Here is a 19,162-nt window from a genome sequence, read left to right as displayed (position 1 = left end):
GCCGTGCGGGGCGGTGGCCGGCGGCTCAGTGGCGGCCCGGGCGGCCGGCGGTGGCTAGGTGGCGGCGGCTGCTGCGCTCGGTGCGCGGCCGGGCCGTGAGCGTCAACATGGCGATCACGGCGGTGATCCTCGCGCTGACCTTCGCGGTGCTGGTGACCCACATGCGCGACGACGCGGGAGACCGGGCCACCGCGGAGGCGGCGCAGGCCGCGCGCATGACCGGCGTGCACCTCTACAGGAACCCGGCGCCGGACCCGATCCCCACCGGGCCGGGCGGGGTGTCCCTGATCCAGGTGGTCAGGCCGGGCGACGGCCGGGTCATCGCGGCCGGCGCCGAGTTGGAGGGCGCTCCGAGGATCTCCCACCTCGTCCCCGTCGCCGGCGACAGCCGGGTGGACGGCGAGCTGTGCGGCCCCTACCTCACCCCCTGCGGCAAGCTCGTCGGAGTGCTCATCAGGACCGCCTACTACGGAGAGGTGCTGATCTACGCGGCGGCGCCGGTGCCCTACTTCACGGGATGGATCCTGCCGTCGGTCCTGGCGCTGCTGCTGCTGTTCGTCCTCCTGTGCGGCATCGTGGGCACCTGGCGGACCGTGGGCCGGGCCCTGCGCCCGGTCGAGGCGATCAGGGCCGAGACCGCCGAGATCACCGCGACGGGCCTGAGCCGGAGGGTCCCGGTGCCGGACACCGGCGACGAGGTGGCGGCGTTGGCCAAGACGATGAACTCCACGCTTGACCGCCTCCAGCACGCCGTGGAGAACCAGCGGCGGTTCGTCTCCGACGCCTCCCACGACCTGCGCAGCCCCATCACCGGGCTGCGCACCCGGCTGGAGGTGGCCTTGGGCGCCCCCGGCGAGGAACCCTGGGAGGAGACCGCGCGTGCGGCGCTGAGCGATGTCGAGCGCCTGCAGGAGGTCGTCGGCGACCTGCTGGAGCTCGCCAGGCTCGACGCCGGGGCGCTCTCGGACCGGTTGGAGCCGCTCGACCTCGGCCGGTTCGTCGAGGAGGAGGTCGCCTGCCGCAGCGGGCACGTGCCGATCAGGATCGAGCGGATGGACGGAGTGGTCGTGCGCGCCGACCACCTCAAGATGGCGAGGCTGCTGACCAATCTGCTGGCCAACGCCGAGCGGCACGCGGACCGGGAGATCGTCGTGAAGGTCTGCGCGGAGGAGGGGGAGGCGGTCCTGGAGGTGATCGACGACGGCGACGGGATCGCGCCGGCCGACCGGGAGCGGGTGTTCGACAGGTTCACCCGCCTGGACGCCTCCCGCAACAGGGACGCCGGAGGGAGCGGCCTGGGGCTGGCGATCTCCAAGGAGATCGCGTCGGCCTACGGCGGGCGCCTGTACGTCGCCGACAGCCCGCGAGGGGCCCGGTTCGTGTTACGGCTCGCGCTGGCCGGGACCCGAGGCGGCGGCCTGGACACACCGGAGGGGACCGCCTGACGGACGCCCCGCGAGGCGCGGCCGGGCGCCCGGCCGGGCGCGGCCGGACGCCCCGCGGGGACGGCCGCGCCGGGGCAGGTGGCGGGCGCGAAAAGAAGCGGTAAATCGCAGGGCTCGGAATGGATAACGATCTTCACGATTGGGCAGGAAACCCGCACACGCCTTGCGTTCCGGGGAGGTACGGCATGGCCTGGTCGCAGGACGAGGAGCGACTACTGCTGCAGATCGAGCGTCACCTCATCGATGAGGACCCGCGGCTGGCGGCACGGCTCGAGTCGTTCAACGAGCGTGTCCAGCGCAGGGAGCACGGCCGCCGCAGGCGTGACGCGAAGAAGGACAGGGGGTCCGGCCGGGCCCCCCGCCGCTCGACGGTCATCATCATGGTCAGCTGGGTGCTGATCGCGACTTTGATCACCACCCTGCTCATCCTGGTCCTGCGGCACGAGGCCGCCGCGCTCCCGCTGTAGCGCTCTCGCCCGGCGGTGCGACGGCCGGGCGGGCCACCGTGGGGCCTCAGCCCAGAGCGCGCAGGAAGGCCGCGGCCACCGGTGCGGCGACCGCGCCACCGCCCGAGCCCTCCTCCACGATGACCGCGAAGGCCAGGTCGCCCCGGAAGCCCATGAACCAGGCGTGGGTCTTCAGCGCGTCCTGCGCGCCGTACTCGGCGGTGCCGGTCTTGCCGCGGGTGCCGGACGGCAGGCCCGCGTCCTTGGCGGTGCCCTTGGTGACCACCGCGGACATCATCTGGTGCATCGGGGACGTGACGCCCTCCGGGAGCTCCTGCGGCGCGGCCTTCTGCTCCATGGAGGGGACCAGCGTCGGCGGGCGCCAGGTGCCGTCGGCCAGCGCGGCGGCGACCGAGGCCATCAGCAGCGGGCTGGCGGTGATCCGGTCCTGGCCGAAGGACTGCGCGGCGAGCTCTGCGTCGCTGCGGGCCTTGGGGAAGCTGCCCTTGGCCGCCGGGACGCCGATGCCGAGCGGCTTGTTGAAGCCGAACAGTTCCGCGGCGCTCAGCAACTTGTCGGCGCTCAGCCGCTGCCGGGCCAGCGGGGCGAAGGTGGTGTTGCAGGAGTAGGCGAAGGAGTCGGAGAAGGTCACCGAGCCGTATCCGGCGTGGTGGGAGTTGCGGATCGGCAGGCCGCCGACGTTGACGTCCTTGGGGCAGGTGGTCCGCTCGCCGGGGGTCATCCCCTCGGCCAGCAGGCCGACGGCGGTGATGGCCTTGAAGGTCGAGCCGGGAGGGTAGGCGCCGTCCAGGGCGCGGTTGAAACCACCCTGGTTGTTCACCACGGCGAGGATCTCGCCGGAGGACGGCTTGATCGCGACCAGCGAGGCGGTCTGCTTCAGGTCGCGCACCGCGTCGGCTGCGGCCCGCTGGACCCGCAGGTCCAGGCTGGTCTCCACGGCCTCGCCGCTCTCTCCCTCGATCTTGCCCAGGGACTTGACGGTCTTCTTGTCGGCGCCGACGAGCTGGATCTCGGTGGTGGGGGTGCCCGCCAGGCGCTGCTGGAAGGTCTCCTGCAACCCGCCTCGGCCGATCGCGTCACCCACCTTGTAGGCGGAGCCGAGCGCCTTGACGTCCTTGGCGGTGGCCTTGTCGAGGTAGCCGACGAGCTGCTGCACCGAGCCGCCCGCGTCGCCGCCGTCGATGCGCTCGCCGCCGGCGGCGACGATCCCCGCCCTCGCGGGCCATCTGGTCTTCAGCGCGAACGTGCCGCCGTCGGTCAGGTCGGGGTGGACGGCCTTCGGAGACCACTTGACCCGCCAGTTGCGGTCGACGACGGCCAGGTCGAGGACGCCGGAGTAACTCCACTCGCCGATGTTCTTCAGCTTCAGCGTGGCGGTGTAGGCGGCCTGGCCGGTGTCGTCGCCGGTCTCGCGCACCGAGTCGAGCCGCACCGTGGTGGCCTCGACCGCCAGGTTCTTGCGCATGTCCTCGTACGGCCGGCCGAAGGCGGGGTCGGCCACGCCGAGCTCGGCGCGCATGGCGGCCAGGTCGGCACGCTGCCACGCCTGGGCGAAACGCTGGGCGGTCTCCTGGGGGGTCCCCCGGGTGTGCAGGAACCACCAGGCCCCACCCCCGGCGGCCCCCGCCACCAACACGGCGGTCACCGATGTGATCGCGATCGTCCTACCACGTGGCATCTGACTACCCCCAGTCCTCTGGCCCAAGGGCGCAGCCTAGCGCGGACGCCGCGGCGCACTCCGGAAAATGATCACTTGGCCTGGCCGCGGGCGGGGGTGTAGTTCGGCACGTACTCCTGCCCGGACAGGTCCCGGATCGCCGCCATGATCTCGTCGGTGACCCGGCGCCGGTCGCGCGCGCTGGTCTCCGAGCCGGTGAACGTCATCGGCTTGCCGATCCGCACCCCGACCCGGCCCAGCTTGGGCACCGAGGCGCCGATCGGGAGCACCTTGTCGGTGCCGCTCATCGCCACCGGTATCACCGGCGCCCCGGTGGCCAGGGCCAGCCAGGAGACCCCGACCTTGCCCCGGTAGAGGCGGCCGTCGGGGGAACGGGTGCCCTCCGGGTAGATCCCGAACAGCTCGCCGTCCTTGAGCACCCGCGCGGCCGTGTCCAGCATGTCCTGGGCTGCGGTGGGGCTCTGCCGGTCGATGCTGAGCTGGCCGGTGGCCCGCATCCACGCCGCGGTGACGGGGTTGCCGGTGAAGTATTCGGCCTTGGCGACGAAACGGACCTGGCGCGGGAGCACCAGAGGCAGGAAGGTCGAGTCGAGGACCGACAGGTGGTTGGAGGCCAGGATGGCCGGGCCCGAAGAGGGCACGTGCTCTGCCCCGGTGACCTCGGTGGGCCACAGCAGTTGCAGGAAAGGAGTGCTGACGATCTTGGTCAGGCGATAGAGCACGGGCTCTCCTCATGAGGCGGGTTCACCACACTAGGTGGTGGCTGGACGGGCGGCAGGTGTGCGCACCCGCACAAGCGGAGCCCCCAGGTTTGTAGCCCTCCTCCAAAGTCGCGCCCCTTTTCTGGGCGGAGCCGGAGAAACAGAACGCCCCACGGGTGCCGGGGCACCCGTGGGGCGAGACGTCTAGTGCCGATGTGGCGGTCGCCTCCTCGGCGAGAGGCACAACACGGCTCCAGCCGAACGGTATTCCGTGAAGGCGGTAATTTGCGGCCCGGGGGACACAAACCACATCGGCACGATTACTCTAACTGACGTCCGCCGGTAGTTATTCCACCCCTGGGCCCCGGCGTGTCGGATGTGGCCGGGCGGTTCCGCCGCCCCGCAGGTCACGGTCCTCCGGTGCGGCTGGCCGCCCGTTTTCCGTATGCTCCCGTGGCGCGCGGTCCCCACTCGGCCGCCGCGGGAGCCGACGACCCGAGGAGAGGTGCGGTGGAGACCGAACGTCTGATCATGCGCAGGTGGCGGGAGGCCGATCGGGAGCCGTTCGCGGCGATGAACGCCGACCCCGAGGTGATGGAGCACTTCCCCGAGCCGCTGAGCCGTGAGCGGTCCGACGCGATGGTGGAGCGGATCGAGTCGGCCTTCGACGAGCACGGCTACGGGCTCTGGGCGCTGGAGGTGCGTGCCACGGGGGAGTTCATCGGGTTCACCGGGCTGGCCTGGCAGACGTTCGAGGCGCCCTTCACCCCGGCGCTGGAGGTCGGCTGGCGGCTCGCCCGCTCCGCCTGGGGGCACGGCTACGCCGGCGAGGCGGCCCGGGCGGCGCTCGACCACGGCTTCGGCCCGGCGGGGCAGGAGGAGATCGTCTCCATGACGGCCGTGGCCAACCTGCGCTCCCGGGCGGTGATGGAACGCCTCGGCATGACCCGGGACCCGGCCGACGACTTCGACCATCCGCGGGTCGCGGCCGGCAGCCCGATCCGGCCGCACGTGCTCTACCGGATCAGCCGCGACGCCTGGCGATGAGCATCTCGACGCCGTCGAGCACCCGCTCCAGGCCGAACTCGAAGAGCTGCTCGGGCGGGACGTAGGCGGCCTGGTAGGTCTGGCCCACCGCCCCGCCGACCCTGACCGCCGTCGGGTAGCTGGCCGGGTTGAAGATCTTCTCGAAGATCGGCCGGTGGGCCTGCCACCACTGCTCGCCGGTGACGCCGGTGTCCTGCTCGACCCGCGCGGCCGACACCGCGCCGCGCACGGTGCTGTGCACGTGGCCCAGGACCAGGCTGAGCACGGAGTCCATCTCGATCTCGGTCAGGCCGGTGCCGGCGACCGCGCCCAGCTCGTAGTCGTATTTCGCCATGAGGTTGGGGCCCAGCGGCGGACGCCCGATGTCGACCTGCAACATCCACGGGTGGCGGCGGCACAGCTCCCAGTTCTCCCGGGCGACGAGCGTGAGCCTGGCCCGCCAGCCCCCGGCGACGTCCTGGGGGCGGGCCGTCTCGCCGTACACGGTGTCGAGCATGACGTCGAGCAGCTCGGCCTTGCCCGGCACGTAGGTGTAGAGGGACATGGTGCCGACCCCGAGCCGCTCGGCGACGCGCCGCATCGACAGCGCGGCCAGCCCCTCGCCGTCGGCGATCTCGATCCCGGCCCGCACGATCCGGTCCACGCTCAGGTCGGGCTTGCCCTTGCGGCTGCTCCGCTCGCTGGTCCGCCAGAGCAGCGCCAGGCTGCGTGCCGGATCCCCCTTGCCGCTGTGTTCCATCGTGGTGAGCTTATCGGTCACGGCGGCCCGGGGCGGGCAGGGCGATTCCTGTAGAAATGATCATAAAGATGCGGATCGGTGCCATGACAGGGCAGACAGGACAGGGCAGGATCGTCTCATGAATGACGGACGAGTGACAGCAGTGAGCCGTAGCGCCACGCACACCTTCACCAAGACCCGCGAGCCGGGCATCCGGCTGCTGGCCGGACTCGGTGTCGAAGGCGACGCGCATCTCGGGGTGACGGTCAAGCACCGCTCCCGGGTGGCCCAGGACCCGACCCAGCCCAACCTGCGCCAGGTCCACCTGATCCAGGCCGAGCTCCACGACGAGCTGGCGGGCGCGGGATTCTCCGTGGCGGCGGGCGAGCTGGGGGAGAACGTCACCACCCGGGGGGTCGACCTGCTCGGGCTCCCGGTGGGGGCGCTGCTGCGGCTGGGGGAGGAGGCGGTGGTCGAGATCACCGGGCTGCGCAACCCGTGCCTGCAGATCGAGGCCTTCCAGTCCGGCCTGCTGAAGCAGGTCGTGGGCCGGGACCCGGCCGGCGAGCTGGTCCGCAGGGCCGGGGTGATGGGCATAGTGGTGGCCGGCGGCGAGGTGCGGCCCGGTGACGCGATCGAGGTGGCGCTGCCGGCGCCGCCGCACCGGCCGCTGGACCGGGTCTAGGGCCTGTGTCGAAGTCGGTCGGAGCCGTTCGTTGATCGTGGTGATGAGGATCGTGGCTGCGTGGCGCACGGTGGGCCTGTCGTACCGTGTGGCCGCAGCGCGAGGGCGGTAGAGCCGGTCGATGTCGCACCCGACGGCGTGGCGCTGCGGGTAGATCCGAGGGGGCGAGAGCGGGTGGCCGGCCGTCCTCGGATCCTTCGGCCCGGTGGTCGGTGTCCTGGGCGGCCTTGCCGGGATGGTGGCTTCGGTGCCGCGTCGCCGTAGACGGGTGCGGTCGGTCGTGGCGGTGTGGGCCTTGTCGGCCAGGATGCGGTCCGGTCGGGTCCGGGGGCGGTCCGCTGCCCAGGCGGTTTCAGCTCGAGGGCCCCCGGACGCCGTCGATGACCGTGGTGGACTGCGGGCTGTCGCCGCGCCGGTCGGCGGTGAGCACGATCGGCGGCGGCTTCTGGCCCTGTTCACGGGCCAGGGGCAGTTCGGTGGTCAGGCCGCCGCGGGAGCGCCGCTCGCTGAACAACGGCGGCCGCCCCGACCGCTTGGGCGTCGGCGGCAGCGCCTCCGGCGCCGCCCATCGCGCATCGGTCAGGTCGAACCGTCTCGTCACCGTTCAGACGGCCACGACCCGCCCGACCAAAGTCGGTCGGCCCTTCACCCGCTGGTCGATCCGCGAACTCCCTTGGAGCAGGCCGTGCGTAGCGGATCCGGGCCGGCCTCAGGGCCGACCCGGAGCAGGGATGCCGGCTAGACCAGGACTGCCTCGTAGCCGATCTCTTCGACCGCCTCCACGACTCGTACGTCGTCGAGCTGTCCTTCGCTGGTCACGGTGACGTGTCCGGTGGCGAGATCCACATCGATGCCGCTGACCCCGGCGACGTTGCCGATCTGAGCCTTCACCTTTCCCGCGCAGCCGTTGCACGTCATGCCGGTGACCTTGTACGTACTGGTGCTCATGCCCAACTCCTCCCTAATACCCCTGCTGGGTATTACGCCCAGGAAGTTACGCCACGGGCCGAGTTCACGCAACCCTAACCCCGTAGGGGTATATTCCCTCTCCAGGAGAAACCTGAACAGAGCCGCCGTCGTTGGCGCATCGCTCGCCGGCTTGCGTGCCGTACAGGCACTTCGTCGAGGGGGGTTCGACGGAGAGCTCACACTGATCGGCGTCGAAGCCCACATCCCCTACAACCGACCGCCGCTGTCCAAGAGTGTCCTGCAAGGAGATGGCGACGTCTCGTTGCCAGGAGCCGAGGACCTGGGAGAGGACTGGCTACGGGGGCGTGTGGCGGTGGGCCTTGACCCCGTCGGCAAGGCGGTCGCCCTGGACGACGGCTCCACGGTGCACTACGACGGACTCGTCATCGCGACCGGTGCGCGGCCCAGGCGGCTGGCCGAGCACCCGGCAGGCGTGCACACGCTGCGCACGATCGAGGACTCACTCACCCTGCGCGCAGAGCTGAACAACGGCCACCGGCGGGTCGTGGTGATCGGTGGCGGGTTCATCGGGGGCGAGGTGGCCTCGACCGCACGCGCTCTCGGTCACCAGGTGACGCTGGTAGACAGCGCACCGCACCCCACGCTCGCCGCGTCCGGCACGGACGCCGCCCGATGGCTTGCCCGGCACCACGAGAGCAACGGGGTGGAGTTGATCTCCGGAACTCGTGTCGTCGGCTTCGAGGGTGCTCCCCGGGTGACAGCGGTACGACTGGACGACGGCCGGTCCATCCCCGCCGATCTCGTGGTCGCGGGCATGGGGGTGATGCCCAACACCGAATGGCTCGAAGCCGGCGGCCTCATCGTCGAGGACGGACTGGTCTGCGATGCGACGCTGTACGCGCAGGGCGCCTCCGACATCGTGGCGGCGGGCGATGTGGTGCGCTGGCCGCACAGTCTGTACGGCGATGTCCTGGTCAGGGTGGAGCACTGGTCCAACGCGAACGACCAGGGAGCGGTGGCCGCCGCCAACCTGCTGGCGGGTCCCGAGAACGCCAAGCCGTTCGCGGATCTTCCTTCGTTCGCCACTCACGTACACGGCGCTCGGATCCAGAGCGCCGGGCTCCCGCAGTTGGCCGACGAGGCCAGGCTGGTGACAGGCGCGTTCGAGGAAGACAGCTTCGCGGTCGGCTTGGCCAGAGGCGGCGTGCTGGTGGGCGCGGTGGCGGTCAATTCCCCGAAGGACCTGATCAAGCTGGAGCGAGGCATCGTCGCCGGCAGCTCCCTCGATGCGGTCGTGGCCTGAATCGAGACACCGCCAGGAGACGGAGAAGGCGGGCGTGAGCACGGCGCCCACTCCTGCGCCGAGCAGCAGGGAGGTGAGAGCCGCTGAGTGGGCGATCCATCTCACACCTCCCCTCGGCGAGGACCGCATCGGCTCCGACCGGCCGGAAGGCAGGCCTGATCCAGTGAGCTCTTCGCAGATGCCTACGATGATGCATAGTAGACTGCGGCTGCACGGCTCACCGTCAGCGAGGTCGCCACATGCATGGAACGCGTCCCCTGATCCGGGCCGCGGCGTTGGTCATGGCTGCAACCGCCTGCACCCGGTCGCAACCCGGAGGCCGGGCGCACGGCCAGGATCCGGGGATCGGCCATATCCATGGGCTGGGCGTCGATCCCGCCGATGGCGCCATCTACGTCGCGGGCCACTACGGGTTGTTCAGGTTGAAGGACGCCCAGACGTCGGGCCGGACGCGGACGGCCGTATCCACATCAGCCGTGACGGCGGCCGGACGTGGGGATCCGGGGGCGAGCTCCCCGGCCCGGCGAGTGCTTTCACCGCCGTCGACCCACGGCGGCTGCTCGCCTCCATGGAGGACAACGCCGTCCTCGAGTCGAAGGACGGCGGCCGGACTTTCTCCACGATCTTCCGGCCCGCGAATGGCTGACGAATGCGCCGTGGCCAGGAGGCGGGAGAACTAACTAAACCAGATAGTAGGCTGCCGATCAGCTGACACCCCGGCGCATCCAGTGCTGCACTGCTCCGGCGATGAGCTGCACGGCTATCGCCGCCGCGAGCAGGCCCATGACGCGCGTGACCAGGTTGAGGCCGTTGGTACTGGATCCGCCATGCCGAGGTCGACACCGGCGATCGAGACGGGCTGACCAGTGGTGAACGCGAGGAGTTGGCCGCGCTGCGGCGCGAGAATCGTCGGCTGCGCGAGGACGTCGACATCCTCAAGCGGGCCACGGCTTTCTTCGCGGAGACCCGGTGAGGGTGCATCCCCTCATCAAGGCGGAAAAGCAGAGCGGACACAACGTCAAACGGGCGTGTGAGCCGCTGGAGGTCTCCCGAGCCGCCTTCCATGCCCGTCGTCCGGGCGTACCTGGCCCTCGTGCGGTGCGTGATGGGCACCTGGCTGAGCGCATCACTGAGATCCATCGGCACTCGCACGGCACCTACGGCGCTCCGCGCATTCACGCCGTCTCGCAACGAGAAGGGGCCGGCTGCGACCGGCGCCCAGTAGCGCGGCTGATGAGAGCGGCCGGGTTGCAGGGCCGTCACCGACGGTGATCTTTCATTCGGATCGCGGCTGCCGACACACCAAAGGTGTCCGCCAAAACGGAGCAAGCTCAGGCAGGGCGGGAGACATGGGCCATGAGGGGGCGGCAGGCCAGGCCCGTGGCGAGGAGCAGTGTGGCGAGCAGGAGCCAGCCGGGAAGGCCCAGTGCCAGGGGGAGGGCGCTCATGACCGCTGGTGACACCCCTTCGGCCAGCCCGTGACCCAGGCCGAAGACTCCCGCGTACTGGCCCTGCGCGTGAATCGGCGCAAGGCCGAAGGAGTACTCAGCTGAGGCGGCGCTGTGCCAGATCTCTCCCAATGTGTAGGCGATCACTCCTGCCGCAAGGAGGAGAACACCGAACCAGGGCGGGGTTCCCTCGGCCAGCGCCATCAGGAGCATGCCCACCCAGAGGGCCACGCCTGCCCAGCGCATCGCGCGTCCTGCGGACGGCACGTCGGCGACGTTCCGGCTGATGCGGACCTGGAGGACGACCACCAGGATCGTGTTGAGGACGAGTACCGCGGAGATCGTCCATCGGGGAGCGGCGGTGTGATCCACGATCCACAGCGGGAGCAGGAACGTGGGGACTGCGAAGTGCAGGGACATCACCGCGTTGATCGCGGTCGCGGTCAGATAGGTGCGGTCGCGCAGAGCCGCCCAGCCGCGGTCGGCGCTGCCGGAGCCTTCGGGGGTGAGGGGCGGAAGCCACAGGAGGATCAGCCCGGAGATCAGGTAGGTCAGCGATCGGCAGATCATGACGGTCAGGAAGGCCGCCCTGGTGTCCAGCTGGATGGCGAAGCCCGCCGCCACCGCGCCGAGCGCTATCGCGAGATTGCCCACAGACCGCAGATAGCCGCGGAAGACGGCCGGTGTCGGCCCGCCGAAACCGCGCACGAGCGGGGCCAGCGTCGACCAGCTCCCCGCGATCACGGCACCGGACAGCATGGAGACCAGGAGGTAGGTCCAGAACGTGTCGACCAGCAGCAGACCGGTGTTCACCACCGTTCCACAGACCGCTACCCCGATCTGGACGCGCTTCGGCCCCCACCGGTCCGCCAGGTGTCCGACATACACACCCGCGACCAGCCCTGTCATCGCCGCCGCGAACAGTCCGCCGGCCACCTGTGGCGCGGGAAGGCCGACAACCCGGGTGAAGAAGAGCGCGCCGGCCGCGATGAACAGTCCCGAGCCGAAGCTGTGCACGAAGGACGTCATCGCGACCACCCGCTGGCCCCTGTCGGCCGGGAGCAGGACGGCCGTCACCGCCACAGAGTGTCCCTGAAGTCGGCGGCCGGCCGCCATTCCCGCTGGAAGTCCCGCCTGCCTCTGGTCGGCAGCTCCTCGGGAAGCACCCAGAGGCGCTCGTCGAACCAACCTCTGACGTCCTCGAAGCGTTGGGTGAGCTGCTCGATCGAGTCCGCCACGACCATGAACTGCCCGACCCTTTGACTGGTGTTGGCCGGACCGGCGGCGAAGTGCGTGCCGACCGGGTGCTCGATCCGGGCGAACTCGACGTACGGCAGAGCGAGGAGGTCGGCCGGCGTGGGGCAGTCGAGCAACGTCCCCGGACGTCCGGGCAGGTAGGTGCCTCCGAAGACCTCCGGCCTGACTTTGGCCTCGATCCCGGGACGGCGTCCGAGGGCGATCTGGACAGCGCACTCGGCGATGTTCACCCCGAACTTCGCCTGGATCTGCTCGTGGATCAGCGCGCCCCCGCGACGGGCGCCGCATTCGCCGAACGTCAGCGCTCCGGACGATCGGTCGTGGAAGAGCTCCATGTGGAATGCCCCGTCTTGAAGCCCGAGTGCTCCGAGCGCGGATTCCACGAAGCCCTGTGCCTTTCCGTATACCCAGCTCTCCTCGACCGGGTCGAAGTGGCGCAGCCAGAGCGGCTTCCCGCTCTGGATGGCGGTCAGGCACGGATCCCCGTAGGTGCCCACGGCGCAGAACAGCAGTTCCCCGCCGTGGACGATCCCGTCCACGAACCACTCGTCGCCGGCGACGTACTCCTCCAGTACGAAGGTGCGCTGGCTGATCTTCTTCCGCCCGTACTCCTCACTCTGGGCCCGGAGGTCGTCGACGTTCCCGACCATCGAGGTGAGGGCAGTCGCGGCACCGGCTACCGGCTTGAGCACGGCAGGCTCGAAGGGCAACTCCTCGAGGCCGGAGACGGAGAGGACGTCCTCCACGACCACACACCGTGCTGCGGGCAGACCGGCGTCGCGCACCGCGGCCTTCTGCAGGCTCTTGTCGCGGAAGCGCACCGCCACCTCCGGATCGAGGCACGGCAGACCGAGATGGCGGGCCAGGATGCTCGCCGAGACCATGGAGTACTCGTCGGAGGTGTGTAGGGCGTCGAAGTCGTCGGCGCCCAGCCCGGCCCGGCGCAGCGCCATCAGCACGGCTTCGACGTCGCTCTGATCGTCGACCCTGAGCACGGAGAGCTCGGAGGGGATGGTTATGAGCCCGTCGTCCCAGCTGGCCGCGCCGCAGACGACGACGGCGGCCACGCCCAGGCGGACACAGGCGTCGAGGGTATACCGATCCAGTCCCACGATCAGCAGGCGGGGATGGCGCTCAGTCATGGTTGTTCCTCCTGAAATGCGTGCTTCCCCAGGCCTCCAGAGCGGCCCGGTCCAACTTTCCGTTCGGCGTCAGGGGCAGCGCGTCGACGGCCACCGCATGCGTCGGCACCAGATACTCGGGGAGCACCTCGGCCAGGGCCGAGCGCACTCCGAGCGGGTCGGCGGAGTCGGTCACGCCCTTCGAGCCGGACGTGTAGGCCAGCGCCATGGACTGGTAGCTGCCGTCCGCTTCGCGGATCGGTACCGCGGCGCAGTCGAGAACGCCCGGCACCGAGCGGGCGGCGTGCTCCACCTCGGCGGGCTCGACCCGGAAGCCGCGGAGCTTCACCTGGCGGTCCCTGCGGCCGAGGTAGCGCAGGTTGCCGTCGCCGTCCACGCGTCCCTGGTCGCCGGTGCGGTACACCCGCGTCGGCACACCTCCGATCGACACGGTGCGGAACCGCTCCGCGGTCAGTCCGTCCTGCCCCAGGTAACCCACGGCCAGGCCGTCGCCGGCCACGCAGATCTCGCCCTCTTTCCCGGAGGGGCACACCTCGTCGCCGGCCATCACGAAGATCCGTGTGCCCGGCGCCGCCGTACCCAGCGGGACGCCGTCGGAGACGTCGCAGTCCCGCGCGGAGACCTGGTGGGAGGAGACGAACATGCAACATTCGACGGGGCCGTAGCAGTTCACCAGCGCAGTCCCCGGATGGGCCCGGATGAACCTGGCGGCGTGCGCGCCGGACATCGCCTCACCGCTGACGAGGACCGTCCGCAGGCCGCCGAAGCAGCTGTGGTCCACATCGACGAACAGGTTGAACAGAGCGGTCGGCATGTGCACCGTGTTCGCGCCGTGCTCAGTGACGGCGGCGCGCAGGGTCTCCGGGAGGAAGATCCGGTCGTCCGGGAAGAGACAGGTTCCTCCCGCGACCAGAGTTCCCCAGACCTCCAGGGCGTACATGTCCCATGCCGCGTTCGACACCTGCGGCATGACGTGGCCGGGGCCGAAAGAGGCCGGGCTGTCTCCGCGGAACAGGCGCAGCGCCGCCCGGTGCGGCAGAACCACCGCTTTGGGCACCCCGGTGGTCCCCGAGGTGAAGATGACCATCGCGGGTGTGGCGCCGTCGGCGTCCCGCTGCGGCGGGGCTGCCGCACGGTCCGCGGATTCCCGCGCTGACTCCTGGGGCGGGGTCCAGACGGGGAACCCGTGTGCCTGCGAGTCCGCAACGGCCAGAGGCGACGGCAGGCGCCCGACGAGCGACTCCAGCCGCTCGGCGGGCCATCCCGGATCGAGCACGGAGTAGGCCGCCCCGCACTTCAGCAGTGCGAGCTGGACAACGACCAGACGCGTGGACCGGGGAAGGACGACGGGGACCGTGCTCCCGGGGCCGACGCCCAGGTCGGCGAGGAGCGACGCGAAGAAGTCAGCCGCCCGGTCGAGGGTGCGGTAGCTGACGGTCACTCCCCGCTCGACCAGCGCCGGATGGTCCGGCCGCTCCCGTGCCCGGCGGGCCACCGCCGCGTGGAGGGTACTGTCCACCTATGCCTCCTCGGGTGGCAGGACTGCGAAGGGGCAACGCAACAGGGAGATCGCGAGATCCTGAACGCCGAAGACCGTGAAGTGGTGCTCCTGCGGCGGCGCCGACGGGTCGAGACGTATGTCGAACAGGACGCTCCGGCGCTCCCGTCGGCCGAGCCGTACACCGTGCAGCGCCGGGGATATCTGGGCACGGAGGCTCCAGGGGACGATCACGCCCACCTGCACCGGCCCCGGCCGCGCCGGCTCGACCGTGGCCTCGATGCGCAACGTCGCCCCGGCGGAGACGGCCGGGGCGGCGTCCGCGTCGAGCCGTACCCCGCCGTCCATCGTGTATCCGACCGGGCCGCAGCTCAGGCAGACGTGCGCGGTGGTGTCGGGGACACACGCGCTGAACCCGCGACGCCGGTACTGCCACGCCGTCCGCCCGCACAGGACGCACGGCGTGGTCGTCGCGCCCGACAGGGAGACCGAGCTCCGGTCGCCGAAGAAGCGGGGGAACTCGGTGAGCCCGTCGTCGGGACGTTCCGCCATGCGTACGGCCATCGCCTCGTCAAGCGACCGGGTGTCGTCCCGGAGCGAGCGCAGGAACGCGGACCTTTCCGCGGCCAGGCCCATGACCGGCCGGACGGCCGTTGTCTCGGCCTTCTCCGCCACCCTCTCGAACCCTTCCCGCAGGGGATGGGCGGCGGGCAGCATGCCGGTCATGAGGAAGCCGCGGGCCCGGGAGCTGAGGTCCCTGACGAGTCCCGCGGGTTCCTCCTTGACTACCGGAGCCGGTGGCGCCGGGTCCCCGTAGGCCGAACTCGGTAGCCCTACCTGGATGAACGTGGGATATGGGTGCATGGTCGTGAGACTCGCGTTCAGCAGCCGAGCCGTACTGCCGCCCAGGTCCGCGGAGTCCAGCCAGATGAGGTTCTCCACCCGGGCCGACTGGTGCATGGACAGTGCGGCCACCACCGTCTGGGCAGGACCGTCGACGGCGTTCAGGAGCAGCTGGTAGCGCGGGCTGTAGGAGGCGAGATCCGCCAGGGCGCCGCTGTCGCAGCCGCTGAGCACGAGCTCCGCGGTGCGGACCCGATGTGCGGGGAGCAGCTTGTCCTCGGGTTTGTAACAGCCGCGTCGGTAGGCGCAGGTGGGACCGGGCCGCTCGGGACCGGCGACCGGGCTCCGGCCGCATACCGTGTGCGCGCCCAGGTTGATGCTGTCCTCGGTGCCGTGACCGCTGACCATGACGCGTTTCCAGACGCGCTCCGTCGCGACGCGGGTGAGATCCACACCGTCCACGGTCCGCGAGTCGTAGTAGGTCGCCGAGGTGGACACCGGCTCCGTGTCCAGGTCGGTGAACAGCCCGGTCCCGCCCCCGGCGGCCACCTCCCCGTACTGCTTGGCGATCATCCACGTGAGCGAGTGCAGGTCGCGGCCCGTCAACAGGAAGACGTCCCGGTCACGGCGGTAGGCGTCCACCAGGACCGGCCCGAGGACCTCCATCCGCAGATCCTCGTAGCGGCCGAGGACCACCAGCGAACCGTCGCCCGCGGACGGCCTGCCGTCCGTCCACTGCCGGGCCAGCGGGCGGGCGAACGAGCGGACCACCTCTGGAACGTCCCCCAGGACGACTCCCGCCGCGTACCTGGGGGGCTGCCGTATCGCGAGGTAGAGCCCCGCCGCGAGGTCGAGCGCCGCCCTGAGGTCGGCGCGTTCGCCGACCCACACCGGAACGGCCGCCTCGCGGCGGTCCTCCGACCAGGCCTCCTGGAACTCGGCCACCGCGCGTTCGAAGTCGGCGGCGCCCGCCACGGCACGGAAGACGCCCTGGAGCCCCGTCATTTCGTCGCTCCGATGTTCATGATCGCCGATGCGAGGGCCTCGACCGTGCGGTGCTCGAAGATCGCGCGGAGGGACAGATCGCAGCCGAGGTCGTCCATGAGCCGCGCGGCGGCCCGCATCGCCCCCAGTGAGTGGCCGCCGAGGTCGAAGAAGTCCTGGTCGGGCTCGATCCGGTCGAGGTGGAGGATCTCCCGCCAGACCGTGGCGATGTGCCCGCACAGCTCCGGATACGACAGCTGGTCCTTGCCGGTCATGCTCACCTTGGTAGGAAGGTGAAGTCCTCGTTGACTTCACGGGAGAGGACGAAGAACTCCTTGGCGCGTTCGGCGATGTCGATCAGCTCCGCGTCGCCGGACTGCCGGGTGATGTCGATGAGCCAGTCCCACGAGGCCCCGATCGGCACCTCCTCCGTGAGGTGGATCCGGCCCAGCAGGAAGGCGATGTCCTTGATGTTGTGCCGGGACACGACGGTGCTCAGGGCGCGCAGCCGTTCGGGCAGGTCCGGAGCGGCCGGCTTGCGCTCCACCAGGGTGGGCCGGAGGCTGGGGTCGTAGAATTCGGGCCGGGCGAAGATGTCCGCCGGCTGGAAACCCGGACCGGCGGCGAAGTCGAGGCAGAGCGACCAGCGGCTGCGTGAGGACATGTTCATGGCCGCGTGGACCTGGGCCGCGTCCAGGAACCACACCTCGCCCTTGCGCATGTGGAAGACCATGTCCTCGTCGGAGTTGACCGAGTGCTCGTTGTCCTCCAGAAGAATGATCACCCGGAAGAACTGCTCCACCTCGCCGGCCTCGATGAAGTCCCGGTGCGGGATGATGGAGAACTCGACGACGTTGCGCCCGCGCACCATCGTCAGCCGGTCCGGGGCGAACCAGGTGGTCAGGACCTCGTGAAGGTAGGGAACCTCGTCGAGGAGCGGGGTGGGGCGTCCGGGGCGCTGCTCGTGGCCGTACCAGAAGCCGTCGGCGTGGTCGCCGGAGGCGTTCCACAGGTTGATGTTCAGCCAGGTGCCCGTGGTGAAGACCCGGTACGGCTCCTGCGGGATCGGCAGGGACGCGAGCCTGGTGATGTCCTTGGCGATGCGCTCGTCGTCGAACGGTATCCGGCCAAGAATCGTGGAGGCCATGGGGAGGCGTGTCCTTCCTGACGGAGGGGTGGTCAGAGCTCGAAGCCCGCGGGGAAGGGGTCGTCGGGGGACAGGAAGTACTGCGCGGTGCCGGTGATCCAGGCCCGTCCGGTGACGGTCGGCACGACGGCCCTGCGATCGGCGACGGTCGTCTCCTCGGCGAGGCGGCCGATGAACTGCGACCCGATGAAGGACTCGTTGACGAAGTCGGCGCCGATCTCCAGCTCGCCGCGGGCGTGCAGCTGCGCCATCCTCGCGCTGGTGCCGGTGCCGCACGGCGACCGGTCGAACCAGCCGGGGTAGATGGACATGGCGTGGCGCGAGTACGACGCGTCGGATCCCGGCGCGGCGAAGTACACATGCCGGACGCCTCGGATCCGCGAGTCCTCGGGGTGGACCGGCTCGGCCGTGGCGTTGATCGCCTGCATGGTGGCCAGGCCCGCGGCGGTGATCTCGTGCTTGGCCTTCCTGTCGAACGGCAGCCCGTAGTCGTCGAGCTGCACGATCGCGTAGAAGTTACCGCCGTACGCGAGGTCGTAGCGGACGGAGCCGAACCCGGGAACCTCGAGCTCGGCGTCCAGCCGCTCGCAGAACGCCGGGACGTTCCGGAGGGTGACGCTCTGCGCGACCCCGTCGGAGACCGCCACATCGACGACGACCAGACCCGCCGGGGTCTCCAGGCGCACGGTGGTGACGGGCTCGGTCACGGTGACCATGCCCGTCTCCACCAGAACGGTCGCGACCCCGATCGTGCCGTGCCCGCACATCGGCAGGTAACCGGACACCTCGATGAACAGCACGCCCCAGTCCGCGTCGGACCGGGTCGGCGGCTGGAGGATGGCCCCGCTCATCGACGCGTGCCCCCGCGGCTCGGTCACGAGCAGGGTTCTGATGTGGTCGAGGTTCTCGCGGAAGTAGATGCGGCGTTCCGCCATCGTCGCTCCGGGGATCACCCCGATGCCGCCGGTGATCACCCGGGTGGGCATGCCTTCGGTGTGGGAGTCGACCGCGTGGAAGATTCGCTTGGTGCGCACGTTATCCCTCTCGGTTCTGGTCGAGGTCGTCTTCGGACAGGTGAATCGTTCCGGCCATGTACTGTCTGGCCGCGCCGGACAGGGCGACCCGGTCTCCGTCCAGGCCGCAGTCAAGGCTGATCGTGTGGGTGCGGCCCAGTCGTGGCGAGAACTGCTGGGCACGCATCCGGGACTTCCCCAGCCGTCGCGCCCAGTACGGAACGAGCGCGCAGTGTGCCGACCCGGTGATCGGGTCTTCGGGGATCGACAGCTTCGGCCCGAAGAAGCGCGAGCAGAAGTCGGCCCCGGCTCCCGGCGCGGTGATGACCACGCCACGCAGGTCGAGCGCGGAGAGAGCGACCTGGTCCGGCGCGACCGACCGGACCTGGTCCTCGGTGTCGTAGACCGCGACATAGTCCATGGACCTGTAGACCGCTGACGGTGCCGGCGACCCCAGTCCTCGCAGGAGGCTCTCCGGCGGTTCGACCGGGGAGAGGCCGAGAGCGGGGAATGTCAGGCCGAACCTGTCCCCGTGCCTGGCGACCACGAGCGGTCCGCTGGCCGAGTGGAACGTCACCTCGTCCCGGTCCGGCCTGAGATGTGTCAGCACGACGTACGCCGCGCCCAGTGTGGCGTGCCCGCACAGGTCGACCTCGGCGGCCGGGGTGAACCAGCGCAGATCGTAGGCGTCCCCGTTCCTGACGATGAAGGCCGTCTCCGGGAGGTTGTTCTCCAGGGCGATGGCCTGCATGACGGCCTCGGGCAGCCATTCTTCGAGCGGGCAGACCGCCGCCGGATTCCCCCAGAAGATCCGTTCGGTGAACGCGTCGACCTGGAAGATCGGGATACTGATCAT

At 70.4% G+C, this 19,162-nt stretch carries 19 protein-coding genes; 6 read left to right on the top strand and 13 right to left on the bottom strand.

Going from position 1 to position 19,162, the window contains the following annotated elements:
• Positions 1–50: 50 nt before the first annotated feature.
• Both ACZ6R6_RS09850 and ACZ6R6_RS09845 read left to right on the top strand, forming a co-directional pair.
• Positions 51–1,445 (top strand): sensor histidine kinase, encoded by a 1,395-nt coding sequence (locus ACZ6R6_RS09850; RefSeq protein ID WP_470091798.1) that lies wholly within the window; start codon positions 51–53, stop codon positions 1,443–1,445.
• A 185-nt stretch (positions 1,446–1,630) separates the two neighbouring features.
• On the top strand, positions 1,631–1,912 hold the full coding sequence (locus ACZ6R6_RS09845) for a DUF3040 domain-containing protein (RefSeq protein WP_470091796.1): 282 nt from the start codon (positions 1,631–1,633) through the stop codon (positions 1,910–1,912).
• Between the two features lie 46 nt (positions 1,913–1,958).
• Here the strand turns inward: ACZ6R6_RS09845 and ACZ6R6_RS09840 are convergent, their stop codons facing one another.
• Together ACZ6R6_RS09840 and ACZ6R6_RS09835 are read right to left on the bottom strand one after the other, a co-directional pair.
• Complete coding sequence (locus ACZ6R6_RS09840) at positions 1,959–3,557, bottom strand: penicillin-binding transpeptidase domain-containing protein (protein WP_470091794.1); 1,599 nt, start codon at positions 3,555–3,557, stop codon at positions 1,959–1,961.
• Between the two features lie 104 nt (positions 3,558–3,661).
• The gene (locus ACZ6R6_RS09835) at positions 3,662–4,312 is read right to left on the bottom strand and encodes a lysophospholipid acyltransferase family protein (protein ID WP_470091792.1); all 651 of its coding nucleotides are present in this window, start codon (positions 4,310–4,312) and stop codon (positions 3,662–3,664) included.
• Positions 4,313–4,801: 489 nt separating this feature from the next.
• Between ACZ6R6_RS09835 and ACZ6R6_RS09830 the strand changes: the two genes are divergently transcribed.
• Positions 4,802–5,338 carry a GNAT family N-acetyltransferase gene (locus ACZ6R6_RS09830; RefSeq protein ID WP_470091790.1) on the top strand — a complete coding sequence of 179 codons (537 nt, stop codon included), beginning with the start codon at positions 4,802–4,804 and terminating at the stop codon, positions 5,336–5,338.
• Here the strand turns inward: ACZ6R6_RS09830 and ACZ6R6_RS09825 are convergent.
• Complete coding sequence (locus ACZ6R6_RS09825) at positions 5,316–6,077, bottom strand: TetR/AcrR family transcriptional regulator (protein ID WP_470091788.1); 762 nt, start codon at positions 6,075–6,077, stop codon at positions 5,316–5,318. The genes ACZ6R6_RS09830 and ACZ6R6_RS09825 overlap by 23 nt on opposite strands.
• Before the next feature lie 118 nt (positions 6,078–6,195).
• Between ACZ6R6_RS09825 and ACZ6R6_RS09820 the strand changes: the two genes are divergently transcribed.
• Positions 6,196–6,741, top strand: a complete 546-nt coding sequence (locus tag ACZ6R6_RS09820) for an MOSC domain-containing protein (RefSeq protein ID WP_470091786.1) — start codon at positions 6,196–6,198, stop codon at positions 6,739–6,741.
• A 352-nt stretch (positions 6,742–7,093) separates the two neighbouring features.
• Here ACZ6R6_RS09820 and ACZ6R6_RS09815 read toward each other — a convergent pair whose 3' ends face one another.
• Positions 7,094–7,342 (bottom strand): hypothetical protein, encoded by a 249-nt coding sequence (locus tag ACZ6R6_RS09815; protein ID WP_470091784.1) that lies wholly within the window; start codon positions 7,340–7,342, stop codon positions 7,094–7,096.
• Between the two features lie 137 nt (positions 7,343–7,479).
• Positions 7,480–7,689 (bottom strand): heavy-metal-associated domain-containing protein, encoded by a 210-nt coding sequence (locus ACZ6R6_RS09810; protein WP_470091782.1) that lies wholly within the window; start codon positions 7,687–7,689, stop codon positions 7,480–7,482.
• On the opposite strand from ACZ6R6_RS09810, the gene ACZ6R6_RS09805 reads away from it, so the two are divergent.
• Together ACZ6R6_RS09805 and ACZ6R6_RS09800 are read left to right on the top strand one after the other, a co-directional pair.
• Positions 7,658–8,974, top strand: a complete 1,317-nt coding sequence (locus ACZ6R6_RS09805) for an NAD(P)/FAD-dependent oxidoreductase (protein ID WP_470091780.1) — start codon at positions 7,658–7,660, stop codon at positions 8,972–8,974. The genes ACZ6R6_RS09810 and ACZ6R6_RS09805 overlap by 32 nt on opposite strands.
• Positions 8,975–9,943: 969 nt before the next feature.
• A complete protein-coding gene (locus tag ACZ6R6_RS09800; RefSeq protein ID WP_470091778.1) occupies positions 9,944–10,246 on the top strand; it encodes an IS3 family transposase in 303 nt (100 codons plus the stop codon).
• 59 nt (positions 10,247–10,305) lie between these two features.
• On the opposite strand, the gene ACZ6R6_RS09795 is transcribed toward ACZ6R6_RS09800, so the two are convergent.
• From ACZ6R6_RS09795 to ACZ6R6_RS09760, 8 genes are read right to left on the bottom strand one after another with little or no spacing between them, the layout of a single operon-like run.
• The gene (locus ACZ6R6_RS09795) at positions 10,306–11,505 is read right to left on the bottom strand and encodes an MFS transporter (RefSeq protein WP_470091776.1); all 1,200 of its coding nucleotides are present in this window, start codon (positions 11,503–11,505) and stop codon (positions 10,306–10,308) included.
• A complete protein-coding gene (locus ACZ6R6_RS09790) occupies positions 11,496–12,821 on the bottom strand; it encodes a hypothetical protein (RefSeq protein WP_470091774.1) in 1,326 nt (441 codons plus the stop codon). The genes ACZ6R6_RS09795 and ACZ6R6_RS09790 overlap by 10 nt, the downstream gene beginning before the upstream one ends.
• Positions 12,814–14,340 carry an amino acid adenylation domain-containing protein gene (locus ACZ6R6_RS09785; protein ID WP_470091772.1) on the bottom strand — a complete coding sequence of 509 codons (1,527 nt, stop codon included), beginning with the start codon at positions 14,338–14,340 and terminating at the stop codon, positions 12,814–12,816. Before ACZ6R6_RS09785 ends, ACZ6R6_RS09790 begins: the two co-directional genes overlap by 8 nt.
• Positions 14,341–16,167, bottom strand: a complete 1,827-nt coding sequence (locus ACZ6R6_RS09780) for a hypothetical protein (RefSeq protein WP_470091771.1) — start codon at positions 16,165–16,167, stop codon at positions 14,341–14,343. It lies immediately after the preceding gene.
• The gene (locus ACZ6R6_RS09775) at positions 16,164–16,421 is read right to left on the bottom strand and encodes a phosphopantetheine-binding protein (protein WP_470091769.1); all 258 of its coding nucleotides are present in this window, start codon (positions 16,419–16,421) and stop codon (positions 16,164–16,166) included. The genes ACZ6R6_RS09780 and ACZ6R6_RS09775 overlap by 4 nt, the downstream gene beginning before the upstream one ends.
• 2 nt (positions 16,422–16,423) lie before the next feature.
• Positions 16,424–17,293, bottom strand: a complete 870-nt coding sequence (locus ACZ6R6_RS09770) for an aspartyl/asparaginyl beta-hydroxylase domain-containing protein (protein WP_470091767.1) — start codon at positions 17,291–17,293, stop codon at positions 16,424–16,426.
• Between the two features lie 32 nt (positions 17,294–17,325).
• Positions 17,326–18,327, bottom strand: coding sequence for a proline racemase family protein (locus ACZ6R6_RS09765; protein ID WP_470091765.1), 1,002 nt, complete (start codon positions 18,325–18,327; stop codon positions 17,326–17,328).
• A gap of 1 nt (position 18,328) precedes the next feature.
• On the bottom strand, positions 18,329–19,162 hold the full coding sequence (locus tag ACZ6R6_RS09760; RefSeq protein WP_470091896.1) for a PhzF family phenazine biosynthesis protein: 834 nt from the start codon (positions 19,160–19,162) through the stop codon (positions 18,329–18,331).

The organism is Streptosporangium sp. NPDC048886 (genome assembly GCF_055586905.1).
This window is presented reverse-complemented; position numbering and strand designations above follow the sequence as displayed.

What these genes read in the sequence shown, in the direction of transcription:
- ACZ6R6_RS09845 (WP_470091796.1), top strand. Translation starts at nt 1,631, where the DNA reads ATGGCCTGGTCGCAGGACGAGGAGCGACTACTGCTGCAGATCGAGCGT.
- ACZ6R6_RS09825 (WP_470091788.1), bottom strand. Translation starts at nt 6,077, where the DNA reads ATGGAACACAGCGGCAAGGGGGATCCGGCACGCAGCCTGGCGCTGCTC.
- ACZ6R6_RS09820 (WP_470091786.1), top strand. Translation starts at nt 6,196, where the DNA reads ATGAATGACGGACGAGTGACAGCAGTGAGCCGTAGCGCCACGCACACC.
- ACZ6R6_RS09805 (WP_470091780.1), top strand. Translation starts at nt 7,658, where the DNA reads ATGCCGGTGACCTTGTACGTACTGGTGCTCATGCCCAACTCCTCCCTA.
- ACZ6R6_RS09810 (WP_470091782.1), bottom strand. Translation starts at nt 7,689, where the DNA reads ATGAGCACCAGTACGTACAAGGTCACCGGCATGACGTGCAACGGCTGC.
- ACZ6R6_RS09790 (WP_470091774.1), bottom strand. Translation starts at nt 12,821, where the DNA reads ATGACTGAGCGCCATCCCCGCCTGCTGATCGTGGGACTGGATCGGTAT.
- ACZ6R6_RS09780 (WP_470091771.1), bottom strand. Translation starts at nt 16,167, where the DNA reads ATGACGGGGCTCCAGGGCGTCTTCCGTGCCGTGGCGGGCGCCGCCGAC.
- ACZ6R6_RS09775 (WP_470091769.1), bottom strand. Translation starts at nt 16,421, where the DNA reads ATGACCGGCAAGGACCAGCTGTCGTATCCGGAGCTGTGCGGGCACATC.
- ACZ6R6_RS09770 (WP_470091767.1), bottom strand. Translation starts at nt 17,293, where the DNA reads ATGGCCTCCACGATTCTTGGCCGGATACCGTTCGACGACGAGCGCATC.
- ACZ6R6_RS09760 (WP_470091896.1), bottom strand. Translation starts at nt 19,162, where the DNA reads ATGATCAGTATCCCGATCTTCCAGGTCGACGCGTTCACCGAACGGATC.